Genomic DNA, 26584 nt, shown 5'->3' on the forward strand with positions numbered 1-26584 from the left:
TGTGTGCCACAAATGTCTCCGCCGATCGCAATTCTGACCGTGATAGATCTTCACGACCGCCCGGCGGACGCCACCCATGTCCCGCCGGGTTCGCCATGCGGCCGACGGACCTCGGCCGGGCAGCTCCAAGTCCATGGGGGGATTCGGAGAAAGGCGCACCACACATGACCTCCGCTCAGGTCGAGACGGACAAAGCCCCCGAGGAGGGGTACGAGCGCGGGCTCGGCAGCCGTCAGGTCCAGATGATCGCGATCGGCGGCGCCGTCGGCGTCGGACTGTTCCTGGGAGCCGGGGCGAACATCGCCAAGGCCGGACCCAGCCTCATCTTCATGTACGCCCTCGCGGGCGTGATCATCTTCTTCATCATGCGGGCACTGGGCGAACTGCTCCTGTACCGCCCGGTGTCGGGCTCCTTCGCGGAGTACTCACGCGAGTTCCTCGGCCCGTTCTTCGGCTACTTCACCGCCTGGACGTACTGGCTGATGTGGGTGGTGACCGGCATGGCCGAACTCACGGCCGCCGCCATCTACGTCAACTACTGGTTCCCCGCCGTCTCCCAGTGGGTGACCGCGCTCGCCTTCCTGGTGATCCTCTTCGTGGCCAACCTGATCTCGGTGAAGCTCTTCGGAGAGATCGAGTTCTGGTTCTCGATGGTCAAGGTCACCGCCCTGATCGGCATGATCGTGATCGGCCTCGGCGTCCTCACCTTCGGCTTCAGCAGCGCCGGTGACACCGCCTCGGTCGCCAACCTCTGGCAGTTCGACGGCTTCTTCCCCAAGGGCATCGGCTCCTCCCTGATGACCCTCCAGGGCGTCATGTTCGCCTACCTCGCGGTCGAGCTGGTCGGCGTCACCGCGGGCGAGTCCGAGAACCCGGAGAAGACCCTCCCCAAGGCGATCAACACCCTCCCGTGGCGCATCGCCCTCTTCTACGTAGGCGCCCTCACGGTCATCCTCTGCGTCGTCAAGTGGACCGAATTCGCCCCGGGCGTCAGCCCGTTCGTCGAGGCGTTCGCGAAGATCGGCATCCCGGCAGGCGCCGGAATCGTCAACTTCGTAGTCCTCACGGCCGCCCTCTCCTCCTGCAACTCGGGCATGTACTCCACGGGCCGCATGCTCCGCACCCTCGCGGACAACGGCGAGGCCCCCAAGGTCTTCAGCAGGCTCTCCGCCTCCAAGACCCCCGCGACCGGCATCACCATCTCCGTCGCCTTCATGGGCATCGGCGTGGTCCTCAACTACGTCGTCCCGGAGAAGGCGTTCGGCTACGTCACCTCGGTCGCCACCGCCGCCGGCATCTGGACCTGGCTGATGATCCTGGTCAGCCACGTGCTCTACCGCCGCGCGGTCGACGCGGGCCGCCTCCCGGCCTCGTCCTTCCCGGCCCCGGGCGGCGCGAAGTTCTCCTACGTGGCCATCGCGTTCCTGCTCTTCGTCACGGGCCTCATCGCCTACGACCCCGACTCCCGCGTCTGCCTCTACGTCATGGCGGGCTGGACCCTCGCCCTGGGCGCCGGCTGGTTCGCCCTCAAGATCCGCAACCCGCAGGTCACCGAGCGCCGCGACCCGGAGTTCGAAAAGGTCGGCTAGTCACTCGCTTTCACCATGTGGGCCGTCCTGTACCACCACTCGGTACAGGACGGCCCTTCTGCTTATCCTGACGACCATGCCGACCCTGACCATCACCCAGGCCCTCTTCGACCAGATCGTCGCCCACGCGCGCGCGGACCACCCCGACGAGGCGTGCGGAGTCGTCGCGGGCCCGGTGGGCCAGGGCCGCCCCGAGCGCTTCGTCCCGATGCTGAACGCGGCCCGCTCGCCCACGTTCTACGAGTTCGACTCGCAGGACCTGCTGAAGCTCTACCGCGACCTGGACGACCGCGACGAGGAGCCGGTGATCATCTACCACTCCCACACCGCGACCGAGGCCTACCCCTCCCGCACCGACATCGCCTACGCCAACGAACCCGGCGCCCACTACGTCCTCGTCTCCACCGCCGACTCCGACGAGGCGGGACCCTTCCAGTTCCGCTCGTACCAGATCCTGGAGGGCGTGGTCACGGAGGAGGACGTCAAGGTGGTGGAGTCGTACTGATCCGGTCCTGATCTCGTACTCCGGATGAAATCCGTCCGAAGCGTGAGATCCCCTACCGAGGACCGGACCGGGAATCGATACGATGAGCCCATGGTTCTTCTCGACGTGAGCGACAAGGCGCCGGGCATGCTGCTCGTGGCGCGGCTGCACGTCGACCTGTGCCGGCTCAGCAGCGCCATCTGTTGACCCTCGCGCAGTCGCCGTAGGCCGTGCGCCCCTGCGCGCCCATGATCGTGCCGCGCGCCCACCGAGACCAGACCCCTTCCGCTTCCGACAGGAGCCCCTTGCCATGGCCATCGAGGTCCGCATCCCCACCATCCTCCGCACCTACACCGGCGGCGAGAAGGCCGTCGAGGGTGCCGGCGAGAACCTCGCCGCGCTCTTCGCCGACCTCGAAACCCGGCACGCGGGCATCCAGGCCCGCATCGTGGACGGCGGCGAACTGCGCCGCTTCGTCAACGTGTACCTGAACGACGAGGACGTCCGCTTCCTCGACGGCATCAACACCAAGCTGACCGACGGCGACAACGTCACGATCCTGCCGGCCGTCGCCGGCGGCATGCGCTAAGGCCCGCTGACCGCTGATGCGTTACGACTCCCCGCTGGCCGCGGTGGGCAACACCCCTCTGGTGCGCCTGCCGCGGCTCTCGCCGTCCACCGACGTCCGCATCTGGGCCAAGCTGGAGGACCGCAATCCGACCGGCTCGGTCAAGGACCGCCCGGCCCTGCACATGATCGAACAGGCGGAGAAGGACGGCCGCCTGACTCCCGGCTGCACGATCCTGGAGCCCACCTCCGGCAACACCGGCATTTCATTGGCCATGGCGGCCAAGCTCAAGGGCTACCGCATGGTCTGCGTGATGCCCGAGAACACCTCCCAGGAACGCCGCGATCTGCTCAACATGTGGGGCGCGGAAATCATCCCCAGCCCCGCGGCCGGCGGCTCCAACACGGCGGTCCGCGTGGCCAAGGAACTCTCCGCCGAACACCCGGACTGGGTGATGCTCTACCAGTACGGCAACCCGGACAACGCGGGCGCCCACTACGCCACGACCGGCCCGGAGATCCTCACCGACCTCCCGTCGATCACCCACTTCGTAGCAGGCCTGGGGACGACGGGCACGCTGATGGGCGTAGGCCGCTACCTCCGCGAACACAAGCCGGACGTCAAGATCGTCGCCGCCGAGCCGCGCTACGACGACCTGGTCTACGGCCTCCGCAACCTGGACGAGGGCTTCGTCCCCGAGCTCTACGACGCGTCGGTCCTCACGACCCGCTTCTCGGTGGGCTCGGCCGACGCGGTCACCCGGACCCGCGAACTCCTCCAACAGGAGGGCATCTTCGCCGGCGTCTCCACCGGCGCGGCCCTCCACGCGGCAATCGGCGTCGGCAAGAAGGCCGTAGCGGCGGGAGAGACCGCGGACATCGCCTTCGTGGTGGCGGACGGCGGCTGGAAGTACCTGTCGACGGGCGTCTACACGGCAGCCACGACAGAAGAGGCGATCGCAACACTCCAGGGCCAACTCTGGGCGTGACGAAAACGCCCTAGGGGCCGATTTCCTCAGGGGCGCGGGGAACTGCGCGACCAGCCACAACGGACCCGCACCCGAAAACGCACCCCTCAACCGCTGAGGTGACGGACCTGATCCCACAGGACCGGGTCCACCACCCCAACCCGCCGCCGAAACTCGGACACCGACACCTTCCTCAACTCGTCGGTCTCCAAAAAACTGGCCCGCCCCCGCGCATCCCCAACGGCCCCCGGCGGCAAGGGAATCACCCCACCCCGCCCATCGTGATACTTGCTGGTGATCTTCGCGACGGTGACCTTCCGCCCCCGCACCGCAAGCACCAGACAAGGCCGATCCTTGACAACCCCGGGCTGATCCTCGTAGGGCACGTTCGCCCACCAGATCTCAGCGGGCCGAGGCCGATCCCCCCGCACCCGTCGGGACGACCCCCGCCCCCACCCGTCGACGAGCGTGGCGACCAACGCCAGCAACACCACAGCCGCGAGCCCGAGCCACCAGTACGTGTTCATACGAACGACCGTACCGGCGCGCAAACAACGCCGCGCGCCCTCTGGTAGACCCCACGCGCCCCGGTTCCAGCCGAACCGGTGACACCACAGGTGAGTTCCCCCACAACAGCCCTTGGCGGAGGAGCGACCGGCCCTTTTGCGCCTTACGCTCGACGGACCGCACGACCCCCGTCACCCAACTCCAGAAGTTCCCGCCAGCGGAGGTTTCTGCTTTATGAAGCTCACCGTCGTCGGCTGCTCGGGGTCGTTCCCGTCCGCGGAATCGGCCTGTTCGAGCTACCTCGTAGAGGCCGACGGCTTCCGGCTGCTCCTCGACATGGGCAACGGCGCCCTTGGCGAGTTGCAGCGCCACTGCGGTCTCTACGACCTCGACGCGATCTTCCTCAGCCATCTGCACGCCGACCACTGCATCGACATGTGCGCGTACTTCGTCGCGCGCTACTACCGCCACGACGGCGGCCGCTGCGACCCCATCCCGGTCTACGGCCCCGAAGGCACCGAACACCGTCTGACCACGGCCTACGCCGACACCCCCACCGCCTCCTCCATGAGCGAGGTCTTCGACTTCCACACGGTGAAGCCGTCCACCTTCGACGTCGGCCCCTTCACCGTGCACACCGAGCGGGTCCGCCACCCCGTCGAGGCGTACGGCATCCGCGTCGAACACGGCGGCCGGTCCCTGACGTACTCCGGCGACACGGGCGTCAGCGAGTCCCTCGACGAACTCGCCCGGGACACCGACCTGTTCCTGTGCGAGGCCGCGTTCACGCACGGCAAGGAGAACATCCCGGACCTCCACCTCAACGGCCGCGAGGCCGGCGAGACCGCCACCCGCGCCGGCGTCCGCCGCCTGGTCCTCACCCACATCCCCCCGTGGACAGACCCCCAGGCCAACCTGGCCGACGCGCGCGAGGTCTACGCCGGGCCGGTGGAACTGGCGGCGCCGAGAGCGTCGTACGAGATCTAGCCGTACGAGATCCAGCCGTACGCACACGAAGGCCCCCGGTACCGAAAGGCGCCGGGGCCCTGCCGTGTCCGGAAGCTCACCTCAGCAGGCTGCCGCCGTCCACCGTCAGGACCTGGCCGGTCAGCGCCTCCGCGGCGTCGCCGGCCAGGAAACCCACGGTCGCCGCGACGTCCTCGGGGACGAGGGGGCGGGGGAGTGCCTGGGTGGCCAGGGCCGCGTCGAACGCCTCGTCGGGCTGGTACGCGGTCGACGGGGTGCGGGTCAGCCCGGGTGCCACGGACGTCACGGCGATTCCGTCCCTGCCCAGCGCGGCGGCCAGCGTGCGGCCGAAAGCGGTGAGCGCCCCCTTGCTGGTGATGTAGCCGAGCAGGTCGGAGCTCGGCGGCTTCCAGACGGTGTCCGAGGTGATCAGTACGATCCGGCCGAACCCGCGCTCCCGCATCCCGGGCGTGAAGGCCTGGGCGAGCAGCAGGACCGACTCGACGTTGACGGACTGGATCCGCCGCCAGGTGGCGAGGTCGACGGTCTCCAGCTCCTGCGGGTCGACCGCGGCGGCCGAGTGGACGAGCACGTCGACCCGGCCGTACCGCTCCAGGATCTCGGCGGCGGCCCGCCGTACGTCCGCCTCCGAGGCGAGATCGCACCCGACGTCACCGGTCCGGTCCAGGACGACGACCCGGTGGCCCAGCCGGGCGAGTTCACGGGCGATCGAACCGCCGATCGCGCCGGCTCCGCCGGTCACCACCGCGACCCGTGCCGTCGGGACATCAGCCATGGTTCTCATCTCCTGCGTCGCAGCATCGAGGGCGGTCATCACATTCTGAGCATTCATTGCTCAAGCAAGCAAATTATGCGTCAGCCCGCGATCGCACGGCAAGTCATCGCTGCGGCATAGTGGGACGTGTAACCGTCACCCTTACACGCCCGGGGACCGCAATGCCCACCAGCAGCCGCTTCGTCGTCGCCGTCCACGCCCTGGTCGCCCTCGCGGTCAGCGGCGGCAAACCCCTGCGCTCCGAGGACCTCGCACACTCGGCCGCCACGAGCCCCGTGGTGATCCGCGGCCTGCTGTCCCGGCTGAGTGCCGCCGGGCTCACCAGGTCCCAACTCGGCGCGGGAGGCGGCGCGTTGCTGGCCAGGCCGGCCGAGGAGATCGGGCTGCTGGAGGTGTACCGGGCGGTGGAGGACACCCGGCTGTTCACCCTGCACCGCAGCCCGCCGCCGCCGGACTGCGCGGTCGGCGGCAACATCGTGGGCGGTCTCCAGCCCGCGCTGACCCGTGCGCGCGAGGCGTTCGAGGCGGAGTTGGACCACACCACGATCGCGGAGATCGCCGACGAGGTCGCCCGCCTCGGGAACTTCACGATGCCGCTCGAATGGTGACCGCCCGACGGGGTGGTTCGTGGCACCGCTCGAAGATAAGTGTCGCTGTGTCGCTTACACAGTGCTAGTGTCGGAGCGTCCGCCGCCCCTGGCGGGCACCACCCATGACAGGAGCACACGATGAGCGGCACCCCCTCGGCCGTCGACCTGCTGCGGCGCACCCTCGACACCTTCCTCGCCAAGGACATGAAGGCCTGGACGGACCTGTGCGCCGAGGATGTCGTCGCCGAATTCCCGTTCGCCCCGGAAGGATCGCCGGCCCGGATCGAGGGGCGCGAGGCGCTCTACGACTACCTGCGCGGCTACCCGGACCTCATCGACATCCGCGAGATCCCCTCGGTGCGCGTCTATCCGACCGCCGACGAGAACGTGGCGATCGCGGAGTGGAGCGTGGTCGGCAGCGTGGTGCCCAACGGCAATCCCTACAACATGAGTTACGCGACCTTCGTGACCTTCCGCGACGGACTCGTCGTCAACTACCGGGAGTACTGGAACCCGAAGGTCTTCCTGGAGGCGCTCGGCGGCGCAGGCTTCTGAGTGACCGCCCCCTTTTCGGCGTACTGCTTGCGGGGGCAAGTTGATAGCCATAATATTGCTTCCGCAAGCAAGTCTGAGCAGATCGTGCGAGGACCCGGATCTCGCAGGGAAGAGGCTGTGATGAAGGCGATTCAGCAGTACGACTTCGGCGGGCCCGAGGTGCTCACCGTCACCGAGATCCCCGAACCCGCGCCGCGCGCCGGACGGGTCCGGGTCCGGGTGGCGGCGACCTCCGTGAACCCGGCGGACCTCGCGGCCCGCGCGGGATGGCTGCGCCAGGTGCTGCCCGACCTGGCACCGCCGTTCATCCTCGGCGCGGACCTCGCGGGCACGGTCGTCGACGGCGACGGACCGTTCGCCCCCGGTACCCGCGTCGCCGGGCTCGCGCCCTGGTTCGTCGACCAGGAGGGCACGTACGCGGAGGTCGTCTCCATCGACCCAGCCCATCTGGCGGAGATCCCGGCCGGGGTCGACGACGTCACGGCGGCGTCCGTGCCCATCACCGCCGAGACCGCGTGGCAGGCCCTCGACCTGGGCGGGCTCGAAGCCGGGCAGACCGTGCTGGTCACCGGGGCGAGCGGCGCCATCGGCGGATGGGCGGTCCAGCACGCGGCCGGCCGCGGCGCCAAGGTCGTCGCCGTGGCGTCGGACGGCGACGAGAAGTACGTCGAAGGTCTCGGTGCCGACATCGTCCTCGGGCGCTCGCACGATGCCGGGGAACTCGCCGCCGCCGTACGGAAGTCGGTGCCCGGCGGGGTCGATGTCGTCGTGGACCCCGCCGGTATCGGCGGTGACTTGATCCACGCCGTGCGCGACGGCGGTGTCTTCGTCGTCATCGCGGTCGTGCCGGATCCCGCACCGGAGCGCGGTGTCGACGTACGCCGGGTCAACGCGCGGTCCGACGGCGCGCTGCTGGGCCGGATCCTCGCCGATGTCGCCGACGGGAAGAAGCGGACCCGCGTCGGTCTGACCCTGCCGCTGACCGAGGCGGCGGAGGCGCATCGGAGGAGTGAGGACAGGTCGGTGCGCGGGAAGATCGTGCTCACGGTGTGAGTCGGCCGGCACACGACGATGCCCGGTCCGGGGTGAACTCCGGGCCGGGCATCGGGCGTTGTACGTGGCCGAGGGCTACTTGGCGTCCGCCTTCTCCATCTCCGCCAGTTCCTCGTCGGACTCCCGGCCCGGGGTCGGGAGGTCGAACTTGGTGATGGCGAAGCGGAAGACGACGTAGTAGATCGCGGCGAAGGCGAGGCCGACCGGGATCAGCAGCCAGGGCTTGGTGGAGATGCCCCAGTTGATGAACACGTCGGTGAAGCCGGCCGAGAAGCTGAAGCCCATGTGCATGCCCAGCGCCCACGTCACGGCCATCGACAGAGCGGTGAGCACCGCGTGGATCGCGTACAGCACCGGGGCGATGAACATGAACGAGAACTCGATCGGCTCGGTGACGCCGGTGAGGAACGAGGTCAGCGCCAGCGAGACCATCATGCCCGTGACGGCCTTGCGTCGTTCGGGGCGGGCCGAGTGCGCGATGGCCAGCGCGGCGGCCGGCAGACCGAACATCATGATCGGGAAGAAGCCGGTCATGAACATACCCGCGGACGGGTCACCCGCGAAGAAGCGCGGCAGGTCGCCGTGGAAGACGGTGCCGGCGGAATTGGTGTAGTCGCCGATCTGGAACCAGGCGACCGAGTTCACGAACTGGTGCATGCCGATCGGGATCAGCGCGCGGTTGATGAGACCGAAGAGCGCCGCGCCGAAGGAACCGAGCCCGGTCATCCACTCGCCGAAGTTGGTGATGACGTCACCGATGGGCTGCCAGCCGAGGACGACCAGAACACCGAGGAGGGCGCCGACGACGGACATGATGATCGGCACCAGGCGGCGGCCGTTGAAGAAGCCGAGCCAGTCCACGAGCTTCTTGCGGTGGTAGCGCTGCCACAGCACGGCGGTCAGCAGACCGATGATGATGCCGCCGAGCACACCCGGGTTCTGGAAGGTCGCGGCCGTCGCGGCCTCGGTGCCCTTCTGCCAGAAACCGCCGAAGGGGGCGACCGACGTGTAGGTGGCGCCGGCGTGCCCGTCCTTGATGGGGAACTGGTGGATCACCGCGTAGTAGGTGAGGAAGCTGACCACGGCGGCGAGCGCCGTCGAGCCGTCGGCCTTCTTCGCGAAGCCGATGGCCACGCCTATACAGAACAGCAGCGGCAGTCCGAACGAGCCGTCGAACAGGATGCCACCGGCCCCGGCGAAGACCTTCGCGACATCGGTCGGGAGGTGCAACTTCGCCTGGACGTCGGGCTGGCCCAGGCGCATCAGAAGGCCCGCCGCCGGAAGCACCGCGATCGGCAACTGTAGGCTGCGACCGATCTTCTGCAGGCCCTGGAACAGGCCGGATCCCCACTTCTTCGGGGGTGCCGCCGTTGGCGCGGTGGCAGTGCTCATGGACTTCCTCCATCGGGTGGTGGTCTACACCACTCAGTGGTGTAGACCTGTTGTAGCAGATGAAGTCCGCATAAAGGAACCCGCGAATCCTGCGACCGAATCGCTACGCGACGTACACGACGATGTACACGACGGCACACGCGAAGAAGGGCCCCCGGACCGATGGTCCGGGGGCCCAACTCGCTTGCCCTGCCTGCCTGTTCCGTCAGGCTTTGGTGACGTCCTCGCGCTCGTCCTCCGGCTCGCGCCCCGGCGTCTTCAGGTCGAACTTCGTGATCGCGAAACGGAAGACGACGTAGTACACCGCCGCGAAGCACAGCCCGATCGGAATGATCGCCCACGGTTTCGTCGCCAGGTTCCAGTTGATCGCGTAGTCGATCAGCCCCGCCGAGAAGCTGAACCCGTCGTGCACCCCCAGCCCCCAGGTCACCGCCATCGACACCCCGGTCAGCACCGCGTGGACCGCGTAGAGGACCGGCGCGATGAACAGGAACGAGTACTCGATGGGCTCGGTGATGCCGGTCACGAAGGACGTCAGCGCGACCGAGAGCATGAGGCCGCCCACCTCCTTGCGACGGCTCGGCTTCGCGCAGTGTGCGATCGCGAGCGCCGCCGCCGGCAGCGCGAACATCATGATCGGGAAGAACCCCGAGGTGAACTGCCCCGCGTGCGGGTCGCCCGCCAGGAACATGTTGATGTCACCGTGCACCACCGTCCCGTCCGGCTTTGTGTAGCTGCCGAACTGGAACCAGATGGGCACGTTCAGGAACTGGTGCAGCCCCACGACCAGCAGCGCCCGGTTGGCGAGACCGAACACCCCCGCGCCCAGGGCGCCCCGCGCGCTCAGCCAGTCGCTGAAATGCTCAAGGCCGGTGCCGATCGGCGGCCAGACCCACAGCGCCACCGCCGCCACCGCGATCGCCACGAACGACATGATGATCGGCACCAGCCGCCGCCCGTTGAAGAAGCCGAGCCAGTCCACCAGCTTCGTACGGTGGTACCGCGCCCAGAAGAACGCGGTCAGCAGCCCCAGCACGATCCCGCCGAACACCCCGGGATTCTGGTACGTGAACACCGAGACCGAGTGATCGGCGGCCTGGCACCCGATGCCGGGCACCACGTTCGTACCGCCCGTGCAGTCCTTCGGGAACTGGCGCAACACGTTGTAGTAGACGAGGAAGCCGACGAGTCCGGCCAGTGCCGTCGACCCGTCCGACTTCTTCGCCATGCCGATCGAGACACCCACACAGAACAGCAGCGGCAGCCCGAGCTGCCCGTCGAGCAGCGCCCCGCCCGCGCCCGCCATCACCTTCGAGACATTGGTCCACCCCAGCCCGTCGTCCCCGAACACGTCCGGCTGCCCGAGCCGGTTGAGGATGCCGGCCGCCGGCAGTACGGCGATGGGGAGTTGGAGACTGCGGCCCATCTTCTGCAACCCCTGGAACAGGCTGCCCCAAAGGGTCCGCCCAGGACGGGCGGCGGCACTGTCGGCACTCATGGACGCCCCTCGGTAATGTGGTGTAGACCAGTTGGCGACGTGATCGTTCACCATCATTCGGCACGCACGACATGACCGCTCGCGAAGCTGGGCCAACTGTGGGTTACTGCGACAAAGCGGTTCGGATCAGGGAGAGAACAACATGGCCACCAAGGCTGAGAAGATCGTTGCCGGGCTGGGCGGCATCGACAACATCGAAGAGGTCGAGGGCTGCATCACCCGCCTGCGCACCGAGGTCAAGGACCCGGCCCTCGTCGACGACGTTGCCCTGAAAGCCGCCGGCGCCCACGGCGTCGTCAAGATGGGCACGGCCATCCAGGTCGTCATCGGCACGGACGCGGACCCGATCGCGGCGGACATCGAAGACATGATGTGAAGCGCGGGGATCGTTCCCGGCTTTGACCCCCGCTTCACGTATTGAGGGGCTCTTCCCACCGCGGGAGGAGCCCCTTCCTCATGTACCACTAGGCTCTTCGCCATGTCTCGAATCGACGGCCGCACCCCCGAACAGCTCCGCCCCGTCACCATCGAACGCGGCTGGAGCAAGCACGCCGAGGGCTCCGTCCTCGTCTCCTTCGGCGACACGAAGGTCTTCTGCACCGCCTCGGTCACCGAGGGCGTCCCCCGTTGGCGCAAGGGCAGCGGCGAGGGCTGGGTCACCGCGGAGTACTCCATGCTGCCCCGCGCCACCAACACCCGCGGCGACCGCGAGTCCGTCCGCGGCAAGATCGGCGGCCGCACCCACGAGATCAGCCGCCTCATCGGCCGCTCGCTCCGCGCGGTCATCGACTACAAGGCCCTCGGCGAGAACACCATCGTCCTCGACTGCGACGTCCTCCAGGCCGACGGCGGCACCCGTACGGCGGCCATCACCGGCGCGTACGTCGCGCTGGCGGACGCGGTGACCTGGGCCCAGGGCAAGAAGCTCATCAAGGCCGGCCGCCAGCCGCTCACCGGCACGGTCAGCGCCGTGTCGGTCGGCATCGTCGGCGGAGTCCCGCTCCTGGACCTCTGCTACGAGGAGGACGTCCGCGCCGAGACCGACATGAACGTCGTCTGCACCGGCGACGGCCGCTTCGTCGAGGTCCAGGGCACGGCCGAGGCGGAGCCCTTCGCGCGCGACGAACTCAACGCCCTCCTCGACCTCGCGGTCGCCGGCTGCGACGAGCTGACCGCCGTACAGCGAAAGGCACTTGAGGCCGCGCTGGAGAAGTAGGAGGCTTGGGCGGTCAGGTAAAGGGCGCACCAAGGTCGTACCAAGAGAGGCGGGCCGCGGGGGCAACCCGGCGGCCCGCCCCCGCGTCCCTACGCATACGGAACGGAAACGGGGAGTGGCCGCCGAGGCCCGCCCCACGGGGAGGAAACCGAACCATGGCCGCCGCAAGCCGACGAAGCCGCAGCAGTCGACGCCGTATCGCCATAGCCGCCACCGTCGCGGTGATCGGCCTGACCGCCGGCCTCGCCACCGGCTGCGACGCCGTCGACAAGGCCATCGACTGCGTCCAGACCGCCGACACCATCGCCGACAGCGTCACCGGCCTCCAACAGGCGGTGGAGAACGCGGCCGACGACCCCACCCAGACCGACGCGTCCCTCAACTCCATCGAGAAGGACCTCGACAAGATCGGCGACAAGACCGACAACGCGGACGTCAACAAGGCGGTGGACGACCTCAGCAAGGCCGTCGACAACGTCCGTGCGGCGGTCAAGAACGGCGACAACACGCCCGACATCAGCCCGGTCACGGACGCGGCGGGCGAACTGACGAAGGTCTGCACGTCGTAGTCGTGTGACGGGGGTTGGAATACTGACCGCCATGACACGCCTGATCCTCGCCACCCGCAACGCCGGCAAAATCACCGAACTGAGGTCGATCCTCACCGCCGCGGCCCTGCCCCACGACCTCGTCGGCGCGGAGTCCTACCCCGACATCCCCGACGTCAAGGAAACGGGCGTGACCTTCGCGGAGAACGCCCTCCTGAAGGCCCACGCCCTGGCCCAGGCAACAGGCCTCCCGGCGGTCGCCGACGACTCGGGCCTCTGCGTGGACGTCCTGAACGGCGCCCCCGGCATCTTCTCGGCCCGCTGGTCCGGCCAACACGGCGACGACCAGGCCAACTTGAACCTCCTCCTGGCCCAGCTCTCGGACATCGCGGACGAACACCGGGGCGCCCACTTCGCCTGCGCGGCGGCCCTGGCTCTGCCGGACGGCACGGAGCGGGTGGTCGAGGGTCAGCTGCGGGGGGTGCTGCGCCATGTGCCGGTGGGCACGAACGGCTTCGGCTACGACCCGATCCTCCAGCCGGAGGGCGAGACGCGGACCTGCGCGGAACTCACGGCGGACGAGAAGAACGCGATCAGCCACCGGGGGAAGGCGTTCCGGGCGCTGGTGCCGGTGGTTCGGGAGCTGTTGGGCTGAGTGCGGAAGGGCGCACCCCGGAGTCGGTGGCGCGCCCTTCACGAAGTGGGCCCGGTGGGACTCGAACCCACGACACACCGGCTCTAAACCGGCGCCCTCTAGGCCAGCTGGGGTACGGGCCCACAGCACGGCCTACTCTACTGTGTGCCTCTGCGAGGGCGTACGCGGAGATCGATTCGCGAAGGTCTTCGTCTGGCTGTGACAGGACGGGCACAGATACCGCAGGTTCTCCTTCCTGTTGTCCAGCCGGTCCCCGTTGATGTGGTCGATCTCCAGAACGAGCCGCTTTCCCTGCCACACATCACCGACACCGCAGGTTTCACAGATGTGCGGGACGCCCACGTCGTCGAGTGCCCGTCTCAGTTGCACCGTCTTGGTACGGGACGAACCCGATTCCAGCCGCACCAGGATCTGGGCGGCGGACTTACGATCCTTCCCGGGAACGCCGCGGCGGTGTCCCTGGCCGACGAAATGACCGACCGACAGGTCGTGGGCCGCCACGCTCCTCTTGAGGCGCTCGCGCGCTGCCCCGTTGTCGACGATGCCGAGCAGCTTCAGGACACCCGCGATGCTCCGGGACGAAGCCACAGCAGGAGCGAGTCGGTCGTACGGCAGGATTCCCGGGCCGTATCTGCGCCCGCTGACGAAGTGTGAGGTGTCGATCCCGAACTGGTCGAGCTTCTTGCGGATGTGGCTGTACGGGCTGTCACGCGGATCGAGGCCCATGTACTCCAACATCTCCCGGATGCTGGCCGAACAGGCCGCGGCCTCCTGCAGAAGCGTCTTCGAGTAGCTTCGCCGCTCTCGTTCGGGCATCGGCTCGTCGATGAAGTGCGAGGTGTCGATCCCGTAGTGCTCAAGCCTCCCGCGCAGGTAGTTGCGTGGCGCGCTGCCCATCGGAGCGTTCAGTCTGCGCATCAGATCGACGAGGCTCGCGGAGGAGGCTGCGGTACGGGCGAGCAAGTCGCGCGTGTATTTCGCGGAGCTCATCCCCGGGCCCTCCGCTTACGGCCTCGGTAAGTGTCCGTCACCGCATGGCAGTTGGGGCACAGCAACTGGAGGTTCTCCTGGCGGTTGTCCCACCAGTCGCCGTTGATGTGGTCCACCTCAAGCCTCAGTGGCAGACCATTCCGCTCCGGCCCCGTGCCGCACATGGTGCAGCGTTCCTCGACGCCGGCATGGAGCAGTGCGCGGCGCAGGCGGTCACCCGGCACTCTTCCGTCCTCTGCGGAGCGGAGACAGAGAGCGCCCCCGAGCGAACCTTTGGGACGCCCTCGTCGTACGGCCACGAAGTGGCTCGTGTCGATTCCGAGAGCGGCGATACGGCGACTGATGTGGGTCTGATTACCACCGACCTGGCTGATCCCGAGGTGTCGTACGACGTCCTTGACGCTGGTCGACGTCGCCACGGCCGCCCGAAGCCGCTCCTCGGTATGGCGAACCTGGTTCGTCGCGAAATGGGAGATGTCGATGTCAGCTTCGGCCATCTTCTGGCGCAGATAGCGCCTGCTGCCAGGTGTGGGACTGCCTCCGCACCATCGGACCGCGTCATCGATGTGCCTCGTGCGGCGAGCTGCCTCTTCCCGTAACTGGCGGGTGTACCGGGCTGCCACGTTCCCCTCCGATCTCGACCACGTGTTCGTGGTCTCGAATGGAGTAACGAACCGCTTATCGGACAGTCACGCCCGAACCGTAAAGCGGTTGGTAGACTGCGGGTCGCTGAAGCCTTCCAGGAACGGACCCTTGTCCGCCCGGGAGGCTTTTTTCATGACCTCTTTCGCGGCAGCAGCGCACATACACGTACGACCAGCCACCCCCGCCGACCGCCCCGCCGTCGAGCGGCTGTGGCTGATGTTTCGGCATGACCTGTCCGAGTTCACGCCCGGAGCGCAAGTGCAACCTCAACTGCCCAACCCGGACGGCACGTTCCGCAGTGAGCGGGTGACCGCGGCGTTCGGGGACTCCGGTGACTGGGCGCCGTATCTCTTCTGGAGTGGGGAGCGGCCCGTCGGGTTCGCGTTCGTGCGGGGGATCAGTTCGCCCACCCGGATCCTCAACAGCTTCTTCGTCGTGCGCGGTGCCCGGCGGGCCAGGGTCGGGGTGCGGGCCGTGCGGGATGTCGTCGCGCGGTATCCGGGGGAGTGGGAGGTCGCGTTTCAGGACGCCAATCCGGGGGCCGTGGCGTTCTGGCGGCGGGTCGGTGAGGAGCTTGCCCCGGGGGAGTGGGGCGAGGAGCGCAGGTCGGTTCCCGGGCGGGCCGACCTGCCTCCTGATGTGTGGATCTCGTTCAGGTACGGAAAGGCGGTAGAGGCCTAGAGCCCCGGAGCCTCAGACGCCCAGGTCCTTGATGATCTTCGCCACGTGGCCCGTCGCCCGTACGTTGTACAGCGCGTGTTCGACCTTGCCGGACTCGTCCACGATGATCGTGGAGCGGATGACGCCCATGTAGGTCTTGCCGTAGTTCTTCTTCTCGCCGAAGGCCGCGTAGGCGTCGAGGGTCTTCTTGTCGGGGTCCGCGAGGAGGGTGACCTTGAGGTTCTCCTTCTCGCGGAACTTGGCGAGCTTCTCCGGCTTGTCGGGGGAGATGCCGATGACGTCGTAGCCGGCGCCCGTCAGCAGGTCCAGGTTGTCCGTGAAGTCGCAGGCTTGCTTGGTGCAGCCGGGGGTCAGGGCCGCCGGGTAGAAGTAGACGATGACCTTGCGGCCCTTGTGGTCGGCGAGGGAGACCTCGTTGCCGTCGGCGTCGGGGAGCGTGAAGGCGGGGGCAACGTCCCCGGGCTGGAGTCGTTCACTCATCGCGCTAGCGTAACCGGGGGTGCTGACAGTGCACTCCGCGCGAGAGCTGACAGACTGTCCGGCACAAGTACCAGCAGACTTCGGAGGCCGTACGGTGACGGACACGTCGAACACGCCGGACACCAGAACCCCGGCGCAGATCGAGGCGGACATCAAGCGCCGCCGCGATGTCCTCGCCGACACGCTCGACGAGATCGGGGTGCGGGTGCACCCGAAGACCATCGTTGGCGACGCGAAGGCGAAGGTCGCGTCCAGCATCGATCACACCCTCGGCAGGGCGTACGTCGGTGTCAACCGGGTCGTGAGTGACGTCAAGGGTCAGTTCGTCGACGAAGAGGGTGCGCCGCGCGTCGAGCGGATCGTTCCTGTGGCTCTCGTTGCCGTCGGCGTCGTGGGGTTGTTCGTCCTCGGGTCCCGGCGTCGTAACGGTCGTAAGGGCTGAAACCGTGGGTGACCCGCCCGCGTACGGACGGGTCCTGGGCAGGTAGGTTCGTGGGCGTGAGCGCCAAGAGAGACGAGCAGAGCACCCAGCACGACAAGCTGCCCATCCGGATGCTGCACGACCGTGTGCTCGTGCGGCAGGACAAGAGCGAGGGCGAGCGGCGTTCGGGTGGCGGGATCCTGATCCCCGCGACGGCGGCCGTGGGGCGCCGGCTGGCCTGGGCCGACGTCGTCGCCGTAGGCCAGAACGTGCGGACCGTGGAGCCCGGCGACCGGGTCCTCTACGACCCCGAGGACCGCGCCGAGGTCGAGGTGCGCGGAGTCGCCTACGTCCTCATGCGCGAGCGGGATCTGCACGCCGTCGCCGCGGACCGGTTCGAGGGGTCCGAGGACTCGACGGGTTTGTACCTGTAGTACGAAGGCCGAAGGGGCCGGTGACGATCGTCACCGGCCCCTTCGGCCGTCTTCTGCCGCGTGCCAAGGTGCCTGTCATGGCCTGGGTTCTGCTCGTCGTCGCCGGTCTGCTCGAAGTCGGCCGGTCGATCGGCATGCTGTGTTTATCCGGGGACACCCCCAGACCCCCGTAAACCGGCGGCTTCACCCGACCCGTCCCCAGCGTGTTCACCGGCGCCGGAATCGTCGCCAGCATGCTGCTGCTCTCGTACGCCGCGAAGTCGCTGCCCATCGGTATCGCCTACGGCGTCTGGGTCGGGATCGGCGCGGCGGGGGCGGCGGTGCTCGGCATGGTGGTGCTGGGTGAGCCTGTCACCGCCGCCCGGATCTTCTTCGTGTCCCTGCTGCTGGTCGCCGTCGTGGGGCTGAAGGCCACCTCCGGCCACTAGCCGCCGGCAGAACCGGTCACTCCTTCTTGCGGCCGGTGCTCTGCGGGCCCGCTGTCGTTCCTCCGGTCGTCGTGCCGTCGGTGGTGCCGTCGGTCGTGGTTCCTGTGGTGCCGTCGGTCGTCGTGCCGTCCGTGGTCGTGCCCGTCGTGCCGCCGGTGGTCGTGGTGCCGCCGTCGGTCGTCGTGCCGCCCGTGGTGGTGGTGCCGTCCGTCGTGGTGCCGGTCGTGCCGCCGGTCGTCGTGGTGTCACCGCCGGTGGTGGTCGTGCCGCCGTTCGTCTGGCCGCCCTGCGTCTGGCCCTGGGTGCCCGGGCCGCCCGTGGTGGTCGTACCGCCGTTGTCCTGGTCGCCCGTGGTCGCCGGCTGGCTGGGCTGGAGGCTCGGGGGTGCGACCGTCTCGGCGCCGTCCTGGAGCTGGAGGTCGAAGTCGCTCGCCTCGGTGCCCTTGAGGGCCGACTTGGTGAACTGGGCCCAGATCTCGGCGGGCGCCCCGCCGCCGTTGACGCGTTCGAGGCCCATCGCGCCGTAGAGCGACTTGTGGGCGGCGGTCGTCGGGTCCTGGCCCATGACCGAGACGACCGTCGCCAGGTCCGGGGTGTAGCCCGCGAACCAGGCCGCCGTGTCCTCCTCCGCCGTGCCGGTCTTGCCGGCCGCCGGGCGGTCGGCGCCCTGGGCCGCGGTCGCCGTGCCGTTGTCGACGACGCTCTGAAGGACCGAGGTCGTGGTGTCGGCGGACTCGCGGCTCACCGCGCGGGTCGTCTTGTTCTCCGGCAGCTTGACGTCGCTCGTGCCGTCCTTGGTGATCTTCGAGATCATCGTGTACGTGTGCCGCTCACCGTGGTTGGCGATCGTGGCGTACGCCTCCGCCATGTCGAGGACGCTCGCGGTGGACGGGCCGAGCGCGATGGACGGGGTCGCGGTCAGGTCCGGGGTGTCGGACGGGATGCCGAGGGCGACGGCGGTCTGCTTGACCTTCGTGGGGCCCACGTCGACGGCCATCTGCGCGTACACCGAGTTGACGGACTTGTCGGTCGCCGTACGGACGGTGATGTCGCCGTAGGAGGCCTGGTCCTCGTTCTCGGGCGCGTACGAGCCGCCGTTCCAGCCTTCCACGGGGCGCTTGTTGGTGCCGTCGTAGTAGGTGTTGGGCGTGATGGTCTGGCCGTCCTGGGTCTGCGAGTCGTTCTGGATCGCCGAGGCGAGGACGAACGGCTTGAAGGTGGAGCCCACTTGGAAGTCGCCGCGGGTCGCGCCGTTCGTGTACTGCTTCACGTAGTCGATGCCGCCGTACATCGCGACGATCCTGCCGGTCTTGGGATCGACCGAAGCTCCGCCCGCGCGCACGTAGTTGTCGACCTTGCGGCTCTTCTTGTCGAGCTTGGACATGACTTGGTCGTTGACGGCCTTCACGAAGGCGTCCTGCTTGCTCTTCTGGAGCGTGGTGGTGATGCGGTAGCCGCCGGCTTCGAGGGTGTCCGCGTCGATGATCTTGTTGGTGGTGAGGTAGTCCTTGATCGCGCCGACGATGTAACCCCGCTGCCCGGACATGCTCGTTGAGGCCGTCGCCTCCTTCGGCATGGGGAACTTCATGCCGGCGCGCGCGGACTCGGTGAGCCAGTGCTTCTTGACCATGCCGTCGAGGACGTAGTTCCAACGGGCCACCGCCGCGGCCTTGTTCTCCGGATGCGCCACGACGTCGTACTCGCTCGGCGCGTTCAGCAGCGCGGCGAGGTAGGCGCCGCGGCCGGCGTCGAGGGCGGTGGCGTCCTTGCCGTAGTAGGCCTGGGCGGCGGCCTGGATGCCGTACGCGTTACGGCCGAAGTAGCTGGTGTTGAGGTAGCCCTCCAGGATCTCGGCCTTTGACTCCGTGCGGTCCAGCTTGATCGAGATGAAGAACTCCTTCACCTTGCGGGTGACGGTCTGTTCCTGGCCCAGGTAGTAGTTCTTGACGTACTGCTGGGTGATCGTCGAGCCCGACTGGGTGCCCTTGCCGGTCGCGGTGTTCCACGCGGCGCGGACCATCGCCTTGGGGTCGACGGCGGACTCGGTGAAGAAGTCCCGGTCCTCGGCGGCCAGTACGGCGTGCTGGGCGTTCGCGGAGATCTGGTCGAGGCTCACGTTCTCGCGGTTCACCTCGCCGTCGCGGGCGAGTTGGGAGCCGTCCGCGTAGAGGTACACGTTGGACTGCTTCATCGCGAGGGCGTTGGCGGGCGGGATCTTGACCAGCGAGTAGCCGAGGAAGAACGCGCCGATCAGCAGCGCCACGAGCACGACGAGCCCGCCGAGCGTCATCCGCCAGGTCGGGATCGCCCGCCGCCACCCGGTGCGCTTGGGCCGCTTGGCCTTCTTGGGCTGCTCGCCCCCGGCCGCCCCGGACGCCCCAGGGGCCTCGGGTGCGGCGGCCGCTTCCGGCTCTCTCGGTGCCCAGCCCTGGTTCGGCTGCTGCGGCTGCGGCTGGTCGCTCATGTCGTGCACGGACTCCTGTTTCGCGTCGTACCGTCCCGCACTGCCTCGTACGTTCGTGTACGGCCTTGTGCGCTTCTGCGCCCCCAGACGAAGACTCTCGCACCATGCGTTCCGTTCCCGCCGATCGGCACGCACTTGCCCGGAAAATGCGTGGCGTGCGTCACCACCTGCGGACTAGGCTCCTGCGCTTCGGTGTCAAGAGGTGGTGGAGGGTGGTTTCTGTGGGCGCTGGGCGGTTGTACGCGGCCGTCGCGGCGGGGGGTTTCAGGCGGTACGCGACGTACCGGGCGGCGACGCTCGCCGGGGTCTTCACCAACACGGTCTTCGGTGTCGTCCTCGTCTACACGTATCTGGCGCTGTGGGACGAGCGGCCGCATCTCGGGGGGTACGACCAGGCGCAGGCGGTCACGTACGTGTGGCTGGGGCAGTGCCTGTACGCGACGCTGGCGATCCAGGGCGGCGGGTTCGAGAAGGACCTGATGGAGCGCATCCGCACGGGCGACATCGCCGTCGACCTGTACCGGCCCGCCGACCTCCAACTCTGGTGGCTGGCAAGCGACTTCGGGCGGGCCCTGTTCCAACTGCTGGGGCGGGGCGTGATCCCGTTCGTGTTCGGCTCGTTGTTCTTCCCGATGGCGCTGCCCACGGACGTCATGTCCTGGGCGGCGTTCCTGGTGGCGCTGCTGCTCGCGATCCTCGTCAGTTTCGGCATCCGCTATCTCGCGGCCCTGAGCGTGTTCTGGCTGATGGACGGCACGGGCATCAACCAGGCCACGATGATCCTGGGGGTCTTCTGCTCGGGCATGGTGCTCCCGCTGAACGCCTTCCCGGGCGCGCTCGGCGACATCGTCCGCGCGCTGCCGTGGGCGGCGCAGCTCCAGATGCCCGCGGACGTGTTGATGGGGAAGACCGCTCCGCTGCACGCGTACGCCTTCCAGGCGGCCTGGGCGGTGGCGCTGCTCGCGGCGGGGCGGCTGATGCAGTCGGCGGCGACGCGGAGGGTGGTGGTTCAGGGTGGCTGAGACGACCCGAACGAGTGAGGGGGTGATCGGCCCACATATGGGTGACGGTGAACTGCCGCGCTGGCGCGAGGGGTTGCGGGCCTACGGGATGATCGCCGGGATGTGGATCCGGTCGAGCATGACCTACCGCGCCTCCTTCGTCATCACGGTGTTCGGCAACCTGCTGGTGACCGGCCTCGACTTCGCCACGATCCTGCTGATGTTCTCGCAGGTCCACTCGCTGGGCGGCTGGTCCCTGCCCGAAGTCGCCTTCCTCTACGGCCTGTCGGCGACCGCGTTCGGCATCTCCGACCTCGTCCTCGGCTCGATGGACGTGCTCGGCGCCCGCATCCGCGACGGCTCCTTCGACACGCTCCTCGTGCGCCCGGCACCGGTGCTGGCCCAGATCGGCGCCGACCGGTTCGCGCTGCGCCGCCTGGGCCGGATCACCCAGGGCGGCCTGGTGCTGGGGTACGCGCTGCTCCACATCGACGTCAACTGGACAGTGGGGAAGCTGCTGTTGGTGCCGATGATGCTGATCTGCGGGGCGGCGATCTTCGGCGCGCTGTTCGTGGCGGGCGCGGCCTTCCAGATCCTGGCGCAGGACGCGGCCGAGGTGCAGAACGCGTTCACCTACGGCGGCACCACACTGTTGCAGTACCCGCCGGCCGTGTTCGGCAAGGACTTCCTGCGGGGCGTGACCTTCATGCTGCCGCTCGCCTTCGTCAACTGGGTGCCCGCCTCCTATGTGTTGGGGCGGCCGTACCCGCTGGACCTGCCGCCGGGCGCGGAGTTCGCCTCGCCGCTGGTGGCACTCGCCTTCTGCGCGCTGGCCGGGCTGGCCTGGCGCGCCGGGCTCAAGTCGTACCGAAGTACTGGGAGTTGAGGGTGACAGAGCAGGCGTTCATCGAACTGGACGGCGTCGAGAAGGTCTTCGACGTGCGCAAGAAGACCGGGTTCATGAAACGGGAGCGGCGGCAGGTGCGGGCCGTCGACTCGATCTCCTTCACGGTGGCGCGCGGCGAGATGGTCGGCTACATCGGTCCGAACGGCGCCGGGAAGTCGACCACCATCAAGATGCTGACCGGCATCCTCACCCCGAGCGGGGGCCGGCTGCGGGTCGCCGGTATCGACCCGTCCCGCGAGCGCACCCGGCTCGCGCACCGCATCGGCGTGGTCTTCGGCCAGCGGACCACCCTCTGGTGGGACCTCCCGCTGATCGACTCGTACAAGCTGATGCACCGCATGTACCGCATCCCGGACGCCCGTTACGCCGAGAACCTCGACCGCTGTGTCGAACTCCTCGAACTGGGCGCCCTGTTGGACGTCCCCGTACGACAGCTCTCCCTGGGACAGCGGATGCGCGGCGACATCGCGGCGGCCCTGCTGCACGACCCCGAGGTGCTCTACCTCGACGAGCCGACCATCGGCCTGGACGTCATCTCCAAGGCCCGAGTCCGGGAGTTCCTGCGGGACTTGAACGCCGAGCAGGGCACCACGGTCCTCCTCACCACCCATGACCTCCAGGACATCGAGCAGCTGTGCTCCCGCGTGATGGTCATCGACCACGGCCGCCTGATGTACGACGGCCCCCTTGCCGGTCTGCACGAGGCGGGGGAGAGCGAGCGGACCCTGGTGGTGGACCTGGAACGGGAGTTGCCCCCGATCGAGGTGCCGGACGCGCGGGTCGTGAAGGTGGAGGGCCCGAGGCAGTGGCTGGCGTTCCCGGCGTCGGCGTCGGCGGCTCCGCTGGTCGCGCGGATCGCGGCGGAGTACCCGATGGTGGACCTGTCGGTGCGAGAGCCGGACATCGAGGCGGTGATCGCGAAGATGTACGCGGAACAGGCCGAGAAAGCGGTGTCGTAGGAGATGGAGAAGGCGGGCTCGCTTTCCCTCATGGCCCTGCGCGGAGTGAACTCGTAGGCTGCTCTGTATGACCGACGACGCAGTCCCGGAACTCCGCGCATCCGACGCCGACCGTGAGCGGGTCGCCGAGGTGCTGCGCGACGCCGTCGCGGAGGGCCGCCTCGACATGGAGGAGTTCGAGGAGCGTCTGGAGGCGACCTACAAGGCGCGCACGTACGGCGAACTGACCCCCATCACCCAGGACCTGCCGGTCGCCGGGGTCACCCCGCCGCCGGTGAACATGGTCAAGGAGCTGGTGGGCAGCGGGAGTTGGGCCGGGCGGATCGTCGGCGGCGAGGGGTCCTCGACCGGCGCCGTGGCCATCCTGTCCGGGTTCCAGCGCAAGGGCCGTTGGACGGTCCCGAAGCGGTTCACCTGCTTCTCCTTCTTCGGCGGCGGCGAGATCGACCTGCGCGAGGCGAACTTCGCGGACCGCGAGGTCGAGATCAACTGCATCGCGATCATGGGCGGCGCGCAGGTCGTCGTGCCGCCGGGCGTCGAGGTCGTCGTCCGCGGCATCGGCATCATGGGCGCCTTCGACCACAGCCAGGAGGGCGTGCCGGGCGACCCGGGCGCCCCGCGCGTGATCCTCACCGGCTTCGCCTTCTGGGGCGGCGTCGGCGTGGAACGCAAGGTGACCCGGGCGGAACGCCAGCGCCTCAAGGAGGAGCGCCGCCAGGAGAAACTGGAGCGCGGCTCGTCCGCCAAGCAGCTCTACGGCTCCCACCGCGACGCCCTGTCCGGCCTGCACGACGCCCACCGCGAGGCCATGGACGAACACCGCGAGGCGATCCGGCGCCGCCATGAGGAGCGCAGGGAACGGCACGAGGAGCGCCGCGAGCGGCACCGGGACCGGCGGGAGCGCAGGCACCGGGACTGGGACTGACGTTTCTCCACGAGGCGAACCGGCTCACAACTGAGCGGGGACCGCGCCCTTGAGGTCCGCCAGGTCGATCGTGGCGCCCATCTTCCGGTAGCCCCGGTCGCTGGGGTGGAGATGGTCGCCCGAGTCGTACTCGGCGGCGAACCTGCGCGGGGCGTACGGATCGCGCAGCGCCTTGTCGAAGTCCACGACGGCGTCGTACACCGTGCCGTTCCTGATCGCCGCGTTCACCTGCTGGCGTACGGCCTCCCGGGCCGCCGTGTACCGGAAGTAGTTGCCGAAGGGCATCAGGGTCGCGCCGATGACCTTCACACCCCGCGCGTGGGCCTGGCGGACCAGGCTGCGCAGGCCTGCGAGGACCCGGTCGGCGCGGGCGCCGTGCAGGACGTCGTTGACGCCGAGGTCGACGACGACGACCTTGACGTTCGGACGGCCCAGCACGTCACGGCCGAAGCGGACGAGGCCGCTCTGGTTCTCGGCGGGCCGGCCGGCGAGGCTCGTGAGTATCTGGTTGCCGCTGATGCCCTCGTTGACGACGCTGTAGCGCGGCACGTCCCGCCCGGCGGCCAGGGCCGCGCGCAGCCGTTCCGAAAAGGCGTCCGGCCAGCGGCGGTTGGCGCTCTCCGTCGAGGTCGACCCGTCGGTGATCGAGTCGCCGAACGCGACGACCGTGCCCTTCGCCTGGTCGCTCAGCACGTCCACCGCGGTCAAGTAGCGCCAGATCGCGGTGCGTTCGCGGTACGGCGTGCCGGTCGCGTCCTCGGCGTGGTCGCCCTCGGCGAGATAGGAGATCTGCCGCGCGTACGGGTGGTAGGTGACCGGTCCCGACGCGGTGGGGGAGTAGGTGGTGACCAACAGGTCGGCGCCCGCAGGGACTTGGAGGCGCACGGCGTCGCTGAGGGTCTGCTGCCCGGCCGGGATCGTCACCGAGGTCGCGCCGCCGAAGGTCAGCCGCCGCATGGTGCCCTGGGCCGCGGCGGAGCTGTTGCGGGTGGCGGCGACGGCGATCGAGGCGTGCGTGATGCTGAGCGGGGCCTGGCCGTAGAGGTTGGAGAGGGTGATCCGGGCGCCCGCGCCGCCCGCGCTGGTGTGGACGATGTTGCGCACCGAGCGCCCCGCCGTGCCGGTCTGTTCCGTGCCGGTCTCGCCGCTCACCGGGGCGGCGGCCCAGGCGCCCACCCAGGTACCCGCCGAGGCGGGGGCGGCGGAGTTGCCGCCGGAGCGTGAGCCGGCGGAGTTCTTCCCGTCGTCGCCCCGGCTTCCGTCGCCTGCGGCGGCCCCGACGTATATGCAGACGGAAAGGACCGCGATCAGGGTGATGATCGCGGACAGTAGGGCATAACCACGAGGCTTGGTCACGCGGTGGGTCTCCTCGGGTGAGTGGCAGGGCCCTGCCATTTTGCCCGATCGGGTGACTGTGGGAACTCCTGTTCCGTTCCGGGAGTCGGTCAGGAAGGGACAATATGCACGGTACCGGCGAACGGGTGGAGCGGATGGAACGGACAGAGGCGGGGTTGGGGGCGGCGACCGAGAGTGACGGGTCCCGCCGCACGATGACCACGTTCAGCGCGGCCGACCAGGAGCGACAGCGCGGCGTCCGCCGGATGAAACTGACGGCGCTCGCCCTGTTGCTCTTCGTGGCCGTCGTCTACGTGCTCGCGAAATGGGCGTCGCATGCGGGCGCGGGCCCCTGGACGGGCTATGTCGCCGCGGCGGCCGAGGCGGGCATGGTCGGCGCGATGGCCGACTGGTTCGCGGTCACCGCCCTCTTCCGCCACCCGCTGGGCCTGCCCATCCCGCACACCGCGATCATCCCCACCAAGAAGGATCAACTGGGCGTCTCCCTGGGCGAGTTCGTCGGCGAGAACTTCCTCTCCGAGGAGGTCGTACGGCAACGCCTGCGCGCGGTCGGCATCGGCAGCCGTCTCGGCGCCTGGCTGGCGGACCCGGACCACGCGGACCGCGTGACGGCGGAACTGTCGGCGGCGCTGCGGGGCGCGCTCACCGTCCTGCGGGACTCCGACGTCCAGGCGATCGTCGGCGAGGCGATCACCCGGCGGGCCGACGCCCAGGAGATCGCGCCCGGCATCGGGAAGACGCTGGAGAGGATCGTCGCCGACGGCGGTCACAAGCGGGTCGTGGACCTGATCGTGGCCCGCGCGCACGACTGGCTCGTCCTGCACGACGAGCAGGTCATGGACGCGGTCGAGGGCGGCGCCCCCGGCTGGACCCCCAGATTCGTCGACAAGCGCATCGGCGAGCGCGTCTACAAAGAACTCCTCCGCTTCGTCACCGAGATGCGCGACATGCCCTCCCACCCGGCCCGCGGCGCCCTGGACCGCTTCCTCGGCGACTTCGCCGCCGACCTCCAGTCCGACACGGAGACCCGCGCGCGCGTGGAGCGCCTCAAGGGCGAGGTCCTCGGCCGCGGTGAGGTCCAGGACCTGATCGCCAGCGCGTGGACGTCCGTACGCTCGATGATCGTGTCGGCCGCCGAGGACGAGCGCAGTGAGCTACGGCTGCGGGTGCGGGCCTCGCTGCTGTCGCTGGGCGCGCGGATGGCCGTGGAGCCGAAGCTCCAGGAGAAGGTCGACGGCTGGGTCGAGGGCGCGGCGGTGTACGTCGTGACGACCTACCGCAAGGAGATCACCTCGCTGATCACGGACACGGTGGCGGGCTGGGACGCGGAGCACACGACCCGGAAGATCGAGGCGAACATCGGGCGTGATCTGCAGTTCATCCGGATCAATGGCACGGTGGTGGGGTCGTTGGTGGGCTTGTTGATCTATACGGTGACTCGGCTGGTGGGGGTGTAGGCGGGGTGTAGGGGGCGATTTTCGGGGGCACCCGGAGGGGGTTCGCTCGACG

The 26584-nt window shown here is 68.8% G+C and carries 30 protein-coding genes, 1 tRNA gene and 1 pseudogene; 22 read left to right on the plus strand and 10 right to left on the minus strand.

The genetic code is table 11. The features are described from left to right. Positions 1–164 precede the first annotated feature (164 nt). The 5 genes from OG194_RS28825 to OG194_RS28845 all read left to right on the plus strand — a co-directional run bounded on the left by OG194_RS28825 (position 165) and on the right by OG194_RS28845 (position 3629). Complete coding sequence (locus OG194_RS28825) at positions 165–1589, plus strand: amino acid permease (RefSeq protein WP_327403689.1); 1425 nt, start codon at positions 165–167, stop codon at positions 1587–1589. Between the two features lie 76 nt (positions 1590–1665). Further along, positions 1666–2094: a M67 family metallopeptidase gene (locus OG194_RS28830; RefSeq protein WP_327403690.1), complete on the plus strand. Its 429-nt coding sequence runs from the start codon at positions 1666–1668 to the stop codon at positions 2092–2094. Between the two features lie 90 nt (positions 2095–2184). Continuing rightward, positions 2185–2280, plus strand: coding sequence for a putative leader peptide (locus OG194_RS28835; RefSeq protein WP_327403691.1), 96 nt, complete (start codon positions 2185–2187; stop codon positions 2278–2280). A 103-nt stretch (positions 2281–2383) separates the two neighbouring features. Then, on the plus strand, positions 2384–2662 hold the full coding sequence (locus OG194_RS28840; RefSeq protein ID WP_327403692.1) for a MoaD/ThiS family protein: 279 nt from the start codon (positions 2384–2386) through the stop codon (positions 2660–2662). Between the two features lie 16 nt (positions 2663–2678). Further along, positions 2679–3629 (plus strand): PLP-dependent cysteine synthase family protein, encoded by a 951-nt coding sequence (locus OG194_RS28845; protein ID WP_318016595.1) that lies wholly within the window; start codon positions 2679–2681, stop codon positions 3627–3629. 86 nt (positions 3630–3715) lie between these two features. On the opposite strand, the gene OG194_RS28850 is transcribed toward OG194_RS28845, so the two are convergent. Then, the gene (locus OG194_RS28850; RefSeq protein WP_327403693.1) at positions 3716–4135 is read right to left on the minus strand and encodes a type II toxin-antitoxin system PemK/MazF family toxin; all 420 of its coding nucleotides are present in this window, start codon (positions 4133–4135) and stop codon (positions 3716–3718) included. A gap of 214 nt (positions 4136–4349) precedes the next feature. On the opposite strand from OG194_RS28850, the gene OG194_RS28855 reads away from it, so the two are divergent. Then, a complete protein-coding gene (locus OG194_RS28855; RefSeq protein ID WP_033286049.1) occupies positions 4350–5102 on the plus strand; it encodes an MBL fold metallo-hydrolase in 753 nt (250 codons plus the stop codon). A 76-nt stretch (positions 5103–5178) separates the two neighbouring features. Here OG194_RS28855 and OG194_RS28860 read toward each other — a convergent pair whose 3' ends face one another. After that, on the minus strand, positions 5179–5877 hold the full coding sequence (locus OG194_RS28860) for an SDR family NAD(P)-dependent oxidoreductase (RefSeq protein ID WP_327403694.1): 699 nt from the start codon (positions 5875–5877) through the stop codon (positions 5179–5181). Between the two features lie 161 nt (positions 5878–6038). On the opposite strand from OG194_RS28860, the gene OG194_RS28865 reads away from it, so the two are divergent. The 3 genes from OG194_RS28865 to OG194_RS28875 all read left to right on the plus strand — a co-directional run bounded on the left by OG194_RS28865 (position 6039) and on the right by OG194_RS28875 (position 8075). Beyond that, entirely contained in the window at positions 6039–6485 is a 447-nt protein-coding gene (locus OG194_RS28865; protein WP_327403695.1) for an Rrf2 family transcriptional regulator, read from the plus strand. Between the two features lie 120 nt (positions 6486–6605). Beyond that, complete coding sequence (locus OG194_RS28870) at positions 6606–7022, plus strand: nuclear transport factor 2 family protein (protein WP_327403696.1); 417 nt, start codon at positions 6606–6608, stop codon at positions 7020–7022. Positions 7023–7142: 120 nt separating this feature from the next. Continuing rightward, positions 7143–8075 carry an NADP-dependent oxidoreductase gene (locus tag OG194_RS28875; protein WP_327403697.1) on the plus strand — a complete coding sequence of 311 codons (933 nt, stop codon included), beginning with the start codon at positions 7143–7145 and terminating at the stop codon, positions 8073–8075. Positions 8076–8150: 75 nt separating this feature from the next. Here OG194_RS28875 and OG194_RS28880 read toward each other — a convergent pair whose 3' ends face one another. Continuing rightward, positions 8151–9467 carry a PTS transporter subunit EIIC gene (locus OG194_RS28880; protein ID WP_327403698.1) on the minus strand — a complete coding sequence of 439 codons (1317 nt, stop codon included), beginning with the start codon at positions 9465–9467 and terminating at the stop codon, positions 8151–8153. 205 nt (positions 9468–9672) lie between these two features. Beyond that, the gene (locus OG194_RS28885) at positions 9673–10965 is read right to left on the minus strand and encodes a PTS transporter subunit EIIC (RefSeq protein WP_327403699.1); all 1293 of its coding nucleotides are present in this window, start codon (positions 10963–10965) and stop codon (positions 9673–9675) included. Between the two features lie 106 nt (positions 10966–11071). Between OG194_RS28885 and OG194_RS28890 the strand changes: the two genes are divergently transcribed. The 4 genes from OG194_RS28890 to rdgB all read left to right on the plus strand — a co-directional run bounded on the left by OG194_RS28890 (position 11072) and on the right by rdgB (position 13384). Then, the gene (locus OG194_RS28890) at positions 11072–11341 is read left to right on the plus strand and encodes a PTS glucose/sucrose transporter subunit IIB (protein ID WP_327407241.1); all 270 of its coding nucleotides are present in this window, start codon (positions 11072–11074) and stop codon (positions 11339–11341) included. Positions 11342–11443: 102 nt separating this feature from the next. Further along, positions 11444–12181 carry a ribonuclease PH gene (gene rph, locus OG194_RS28895; RefSeq protein ID WP_019056710.1) on the plus strand — a complete coding sequence of 246 codons (738 nt, stop codon included), beginning with the start codon at positions 11444–11446 and terminating at the stop codon, positions 12179–12181. A 155-nt stretch (positions 12182–12336) separates the two neighbouring features. Then, positions 12337–12750, plus strand: a complete 414-nt coding sequence (locus OG194_RS28900) for a hypothetical protein (RefSeq protein WP_327403700.1) — start codon at positions 12337–12339, stop codon at positions 12748–12750. Positions 12751–12781: 31 nt separating this feature from the next. Then, entirely contained in the window at positions 12782–13384 is a 603-nt protein-coding gene (gene rdgB / locus OG194_RS28905; protein WP_033286089.1) for an RdgB/HAM1 family non-canonical purine NTP pyrophosphatase, read from the plus strand. 46 nt (positions 13385–13430) lie between these two features. On the opposite strand, the gene OG194_RS28910 is transcribed toward rdgB, so the two are convergent. The 3 genes from OG194_RS28910 to OG194_RS28920 form a co-directional block, all read right to left on the minus strand. Next, positions 13431–13506 (minus strand) — tRNA-Leu (locus tag OG194_RS28910). Positions 13507–13516: 10 nt separating this feature from the next. After that, the gene (locus OG194_RS28915; protein ID WP_327403701.1) at positions 13517–14374 is read right to left on the minus strand and encodes an HNH endonuclease signature motif containing protein; all 858 of its coding nucleotides are present in this window, start codon (positions 14372–14374) and stop codon (positions 13517–13519) included. Next, positions 14371–14997, minus strand: coding sequence for an HNH endonuclease signature motif containing protein (locus tag OG194_RS28920; protein WP_327403702.1), 627 nt, complete (start codon positions 14995–14997; stop codon positions 14371–14373). Before OG194_RS28920 ends, OG194_RS28915 begins: the two co-directional genes overlap by 4 nt. A 154-nt stretch (positions 14998–15151) precedes the next feature. Here OG194_RS28920 and OG194_RS28925 point away from each other — a divergent pair, with 154 nt between their 5' ends. Then, positions 15152–15700, plus strand: a complete 549-nt coding sequence (locus tag OG194_RS28925) for a GNAT family N-acetyltransferase (RefSeq protein ID WP_327403703.1) — start codon at positions 15152–15154, stop codon at positions 15698–15700. Positions 15701–15712: 12 nt separating this feature from the next. Here OG194_RS28925 and bcp read toward each other — a convergent pair whose 3' ends face one another. Next, positions 15713–16180, minus strand: a complete 468-nt coding sequence (bcp, locus tag OG194_RS28930; protein WP_327403704.1) for a thioredoxin-dependent thiol peroxidase — start codon at positions 16178–16180, stop codon at positions 15713–15715. Between the two features lie 94 nt (positions 16181–16274). Here bcp and OG194_RS28935 point away from each other — a divergent pair, with 94 nt between their 5' ends. The 3 genes and pseudogenes from OG194_RS28935 (at position 16275) to OG194_RS28945 (ending at position 17463) form a co-directional block, all read left to right on the plus strand. Beyond that, the gene (locus OG194_RS28935; RefSeq protein WP_327403705.1) at positions 16275–16622 is read left to right on the plus strand and encodes a DUF3618 domain-containing protein; all 348 of its coding nucleotides are present in this window, start codon (positions 16275–16277) and stop codon (positions 16620–16622) included. A 56-nt stretch (positions 16623–16678) separates the two neighbouring features. After that, a complete protein-coding gene (locus OG194_RS28940) occupies positions 16679–17035 on the plus strand; it encodes a GroES family chaperonin (protein WP_026150372.1) in 357 nt (118 codons plus the stop codon). Between the two features lie 77 nt (positions 17036–17112). Next, positions 17113–17463: pseudogene (locus OG194_RS28945) on the plus strand (DMT family transporter). Positions 17464–17479: 16 nt separating this feature from the next. Here OG194_RS28945 and OG194_RS28950 read toward each other — a convergent pair. Beyond that, on the minus strand, positions 17480–19927 hold the full coding sequence (locus tag OG194_RS28950) for a transglycosylase domain-containing protein (protein WP_327403706.1): 2448 nt from the start codon (positions 19925–19927) through the stop codon (positions 17480–17482). A gap of 221 nt (positions 19928–20148) precedes the next feature. On the opposite strand from OG194_RS28950, the gene OG194_RS28955 reads away from it, so the two are divergent. From OG194_RS28955 to OG194_RS28970, 4 genes are all read left to right on the plus strand, one after another. After that, positions 20149–20949, plus strand: coding sequence for an ABC transporter permease (locus OG194_RS28955; RefSeq protein ID WP_327407242.1), 801 nt, complete (start codon positions 20149–20151; stop codon positions 20947–20949). Between the two features lie 37 nt (positions 20950–20986). Further along, the gene (locus tag OG194_RS28960) at positions 20987–21814 is read left to right on the plus strand and encodes an ABC transporter permease (protein WP_327407243.1); all 828 of its coding nucleotides are present in this window, start codon (positions 20987–20989) and stop codon (positions 21812–21814) included. Between the two features lie 2 nt (positions 21815–21816). Beyond that, positions 21817–22794, plus strand: coding sequence for an ABC transporter ATP-binding protein (locus OG194_RS28965; protein ID WP_327403707.1), 978 nt, complete (start codon positions 21817–21819; stop codon positions 22792–22794). Between the two features lie 67 nt (positions 22795–22861). Further along, positions 22862–23719: a DUF1707 SHOCT-like domain-containing protein gene (locus OG194_RS28970; RefSeq protein WP_327403708.1), complete on the plus strand. Its 858-nt coding sequence runs from the start codon at positions 22862–22864 to the stop codon at positions 23717–23719. 24 nt (positions 23720–23743) lie between these two features. On the opposite strand, the gene OG194_RS28975 is transcribed toward OG194_RS28970, so the two are convergent. Then, on the minus strand, positions 23744–25075 hold the full coding sequence (locus OG194_RS28975) for an SGNH/GDSL hydrolase family protein (protein ID WP_327403709.1): 1332 nt from the start codon (positions 25073–25075) through the stop codon (positions 23744–23746). Positions 25076–25179: 104 nt separating this feature from the next. Between OG194_RS28975 and OG194_RS28980 the strand changes: the two genes are divergently transcribed. Beyond that, on the plus strand, positions 25180–26532 hold the full coding sequence (locus OG194_RS28980) for a DUF445 domain-containing protein (RefSeq protein WP_327403710.1): 1353 nt from the start codon (positions 25180–25182) through the stop codon (positions 26530–26532). Positions 26533–26584: the final 52 nt, after the last annotated feature.

This window comes from Streptomyces sp. NBC_01288, assembly GCF_035982055.1.
Classification (GTDB): Bacteria; Actinomycetota; Actinomycetes; order Streptomycetales; family Streptomycetaceae; genus Streptomyces.

What these genes read in the sequence shown, in the direction of transcription:
- OG194_RS28825 (WP_327403689.1), top strand. Translation starts at nt 165, where the DNA reads ATGACCTCCGCTCAGGTCGAGACGGACAAAGCCCCCGAGGAGGGGTAC.
- OG194_RS28830 (WP_327403690.1), top strand. Translation starts at nt 1,666, where the DNA reads ATGCCGACCCTGACCATCACCCAGGCCCTCTTCGACCAGATCGTCGCC.
- OG194_RS28835 (WP_327403691.1), top strand. Translation starts at nt 2,185, where the DNA reads ATGGTTCTTCTCGACGTGAGCGACAAGGCGCCGGGCATGCTGCTCGTG.
- OG194_RS28840 (WP_327403692.1), top strand. Translation starts at nt 2,384, where the DNA reads ATGGCCATCGAGGTCCGCATCCCCACCATCCTCCGCACCTACACCGGC.
- OG194_RS28845 (WP_318016595.1), top strand. Translation starts at nt 2,679, where the DNA reads ATGCGTTACGACTCCCCGCTGGCCGCGGTGGGCAACACCCCTCTGGTG.
- OG194_RS28850 (WP_327403693.1), bottom strand. Translation starts at nt 4,135, where the DNA reads ATGAACACGTACTGGTGGCTCGGGCTCGCGGCTGTGGTGTTGCTGGCG.
- OG194_RS28855 (WP_033286049.1), top strand. Translation starts at nt 4,350, where the DNA reads ATGAAGCTCACCGTCGTCGGCTGCTCGGGGTCGTTCCCGTCCGCGGAA.
- OG194_RS28860 (WP_327403694.1), bottom strand. Translation starts at nt 5,877, where the DNA reads ATGGCTGATGTCCCGACGGCACGGGTCGCGGTGGTGACCGGCGGAGCC.
- OG194_RS28865 (WP_327403695.1), top strand. Translation starts at nt 6,039, where the DNA reads ATGCCCACCAGCAGCCGCTTCGTCGTCGCCGTCCACGCCCTGGTCGCC.
- OG194_RS28870 (WP_327403696.1), top strand. Translation starts at nt 6,606, where the DNA reads ATGAGCGGCACCCCCTCGGCCGTCGACCTGCTGCGGCGCACCCTCGAC.
- OG194_RS28875 (WP_327403697.1), top strand. Translation starts at nt 7,143, where the DNA reads ATGAAGGCGATTCAGCAGTACGACTTCGGCGGGCCCGAGGTGCTCACC.
- OG194_RS28880 (WP_327403698.1), bottom strand. Translation starts at nt 9,467, where the DNA reads ATGAGCACTGCCACCGCGCCAACGGCGGCACCCCCGAAGAAGTGGGGA.
- OG194_RS28885 (WP_327403699.1), bottom strand. Translation starts at nt 10,965, where the DNA reads ATGAGTGCCGACAGTGCCGCCGCCCGTCCTGGGCGGACCCTTTGGGGC.
- rph (WP_019056710.1), top strand. Translation starts at nt 11,444, where the DNA reads ATGTCTCGAATCGACGGCCGCACCCCCGAACAGCTCCGCCCCGTCACC.
- OG194_RS28900 (WP_327403700.1), top strand. Translation starts at nt 12,337, where the DNA reads ATGGCCGCCGCAAGCCGACGAAGCCGCAGCAGTCGACGCCGTATCGCC.
- rdgB (WP_033286089.1), top strand. Translation starts at nt 12,782, where the DNA reads ATGACACGCCTGATCCTCGCCACCCGCAACGCCGGCAAAATCACCGAA.
- OG194_RS28915 (WP_327403701.1), bottom strand. Translation starts at nt 14,374, where the DNA reads ATGAGCTCCGCGAAATACACGCGCGACTTGCTCGCCCGTACCGCAGCC.
- OG194_RS28925 (WP_327403703.1), top strand. Translation starts at nt 15,152, where the DNA reads ATGACCTCTTTCGCGGCAGCAGCGCACATACACGTACGACCAGCCACC.
- bcp (WP_327403704.1), bottom strand. Translation starts at nt 16,180, where the DNA reads ATGAGTGAACGACTCCAGCCCGGGGACGTTGCCCCCGCCTTCACGCTC.
- OG194_RS28950 (WP_327403706.1), bottom strand. Translation starts at nt 19,927, where the DNA reads ATGAGCGACCAGCCGCAGCCGCAGCAGCCGAACCAGGGCTGGGCACCG.
- OG194_RS28960 (WP_327407243.1), top strand. Translation starts at nt 20,987, where the DNA reads ATGGGTGACGGTGAACTGCCGCGCTGGCGCGAGGGGTTGCGGGCCTAC.
- OG194_RS28970 (WP_327403708.1), top strand. Translation starts at nt 22,862, where the DNA reads ATGACCGACGACGCAGTCCCGGAACTCCGCGCATCCGACGCCGACCGT.
- OG194_RS28980 (WP_327403710.1), top strand. Translation starts at nt 25,180, where the DNA reads ATGCACGGTACCGGCGAACGGGTGGAGCGGATGGAACGGACAGAGGCG.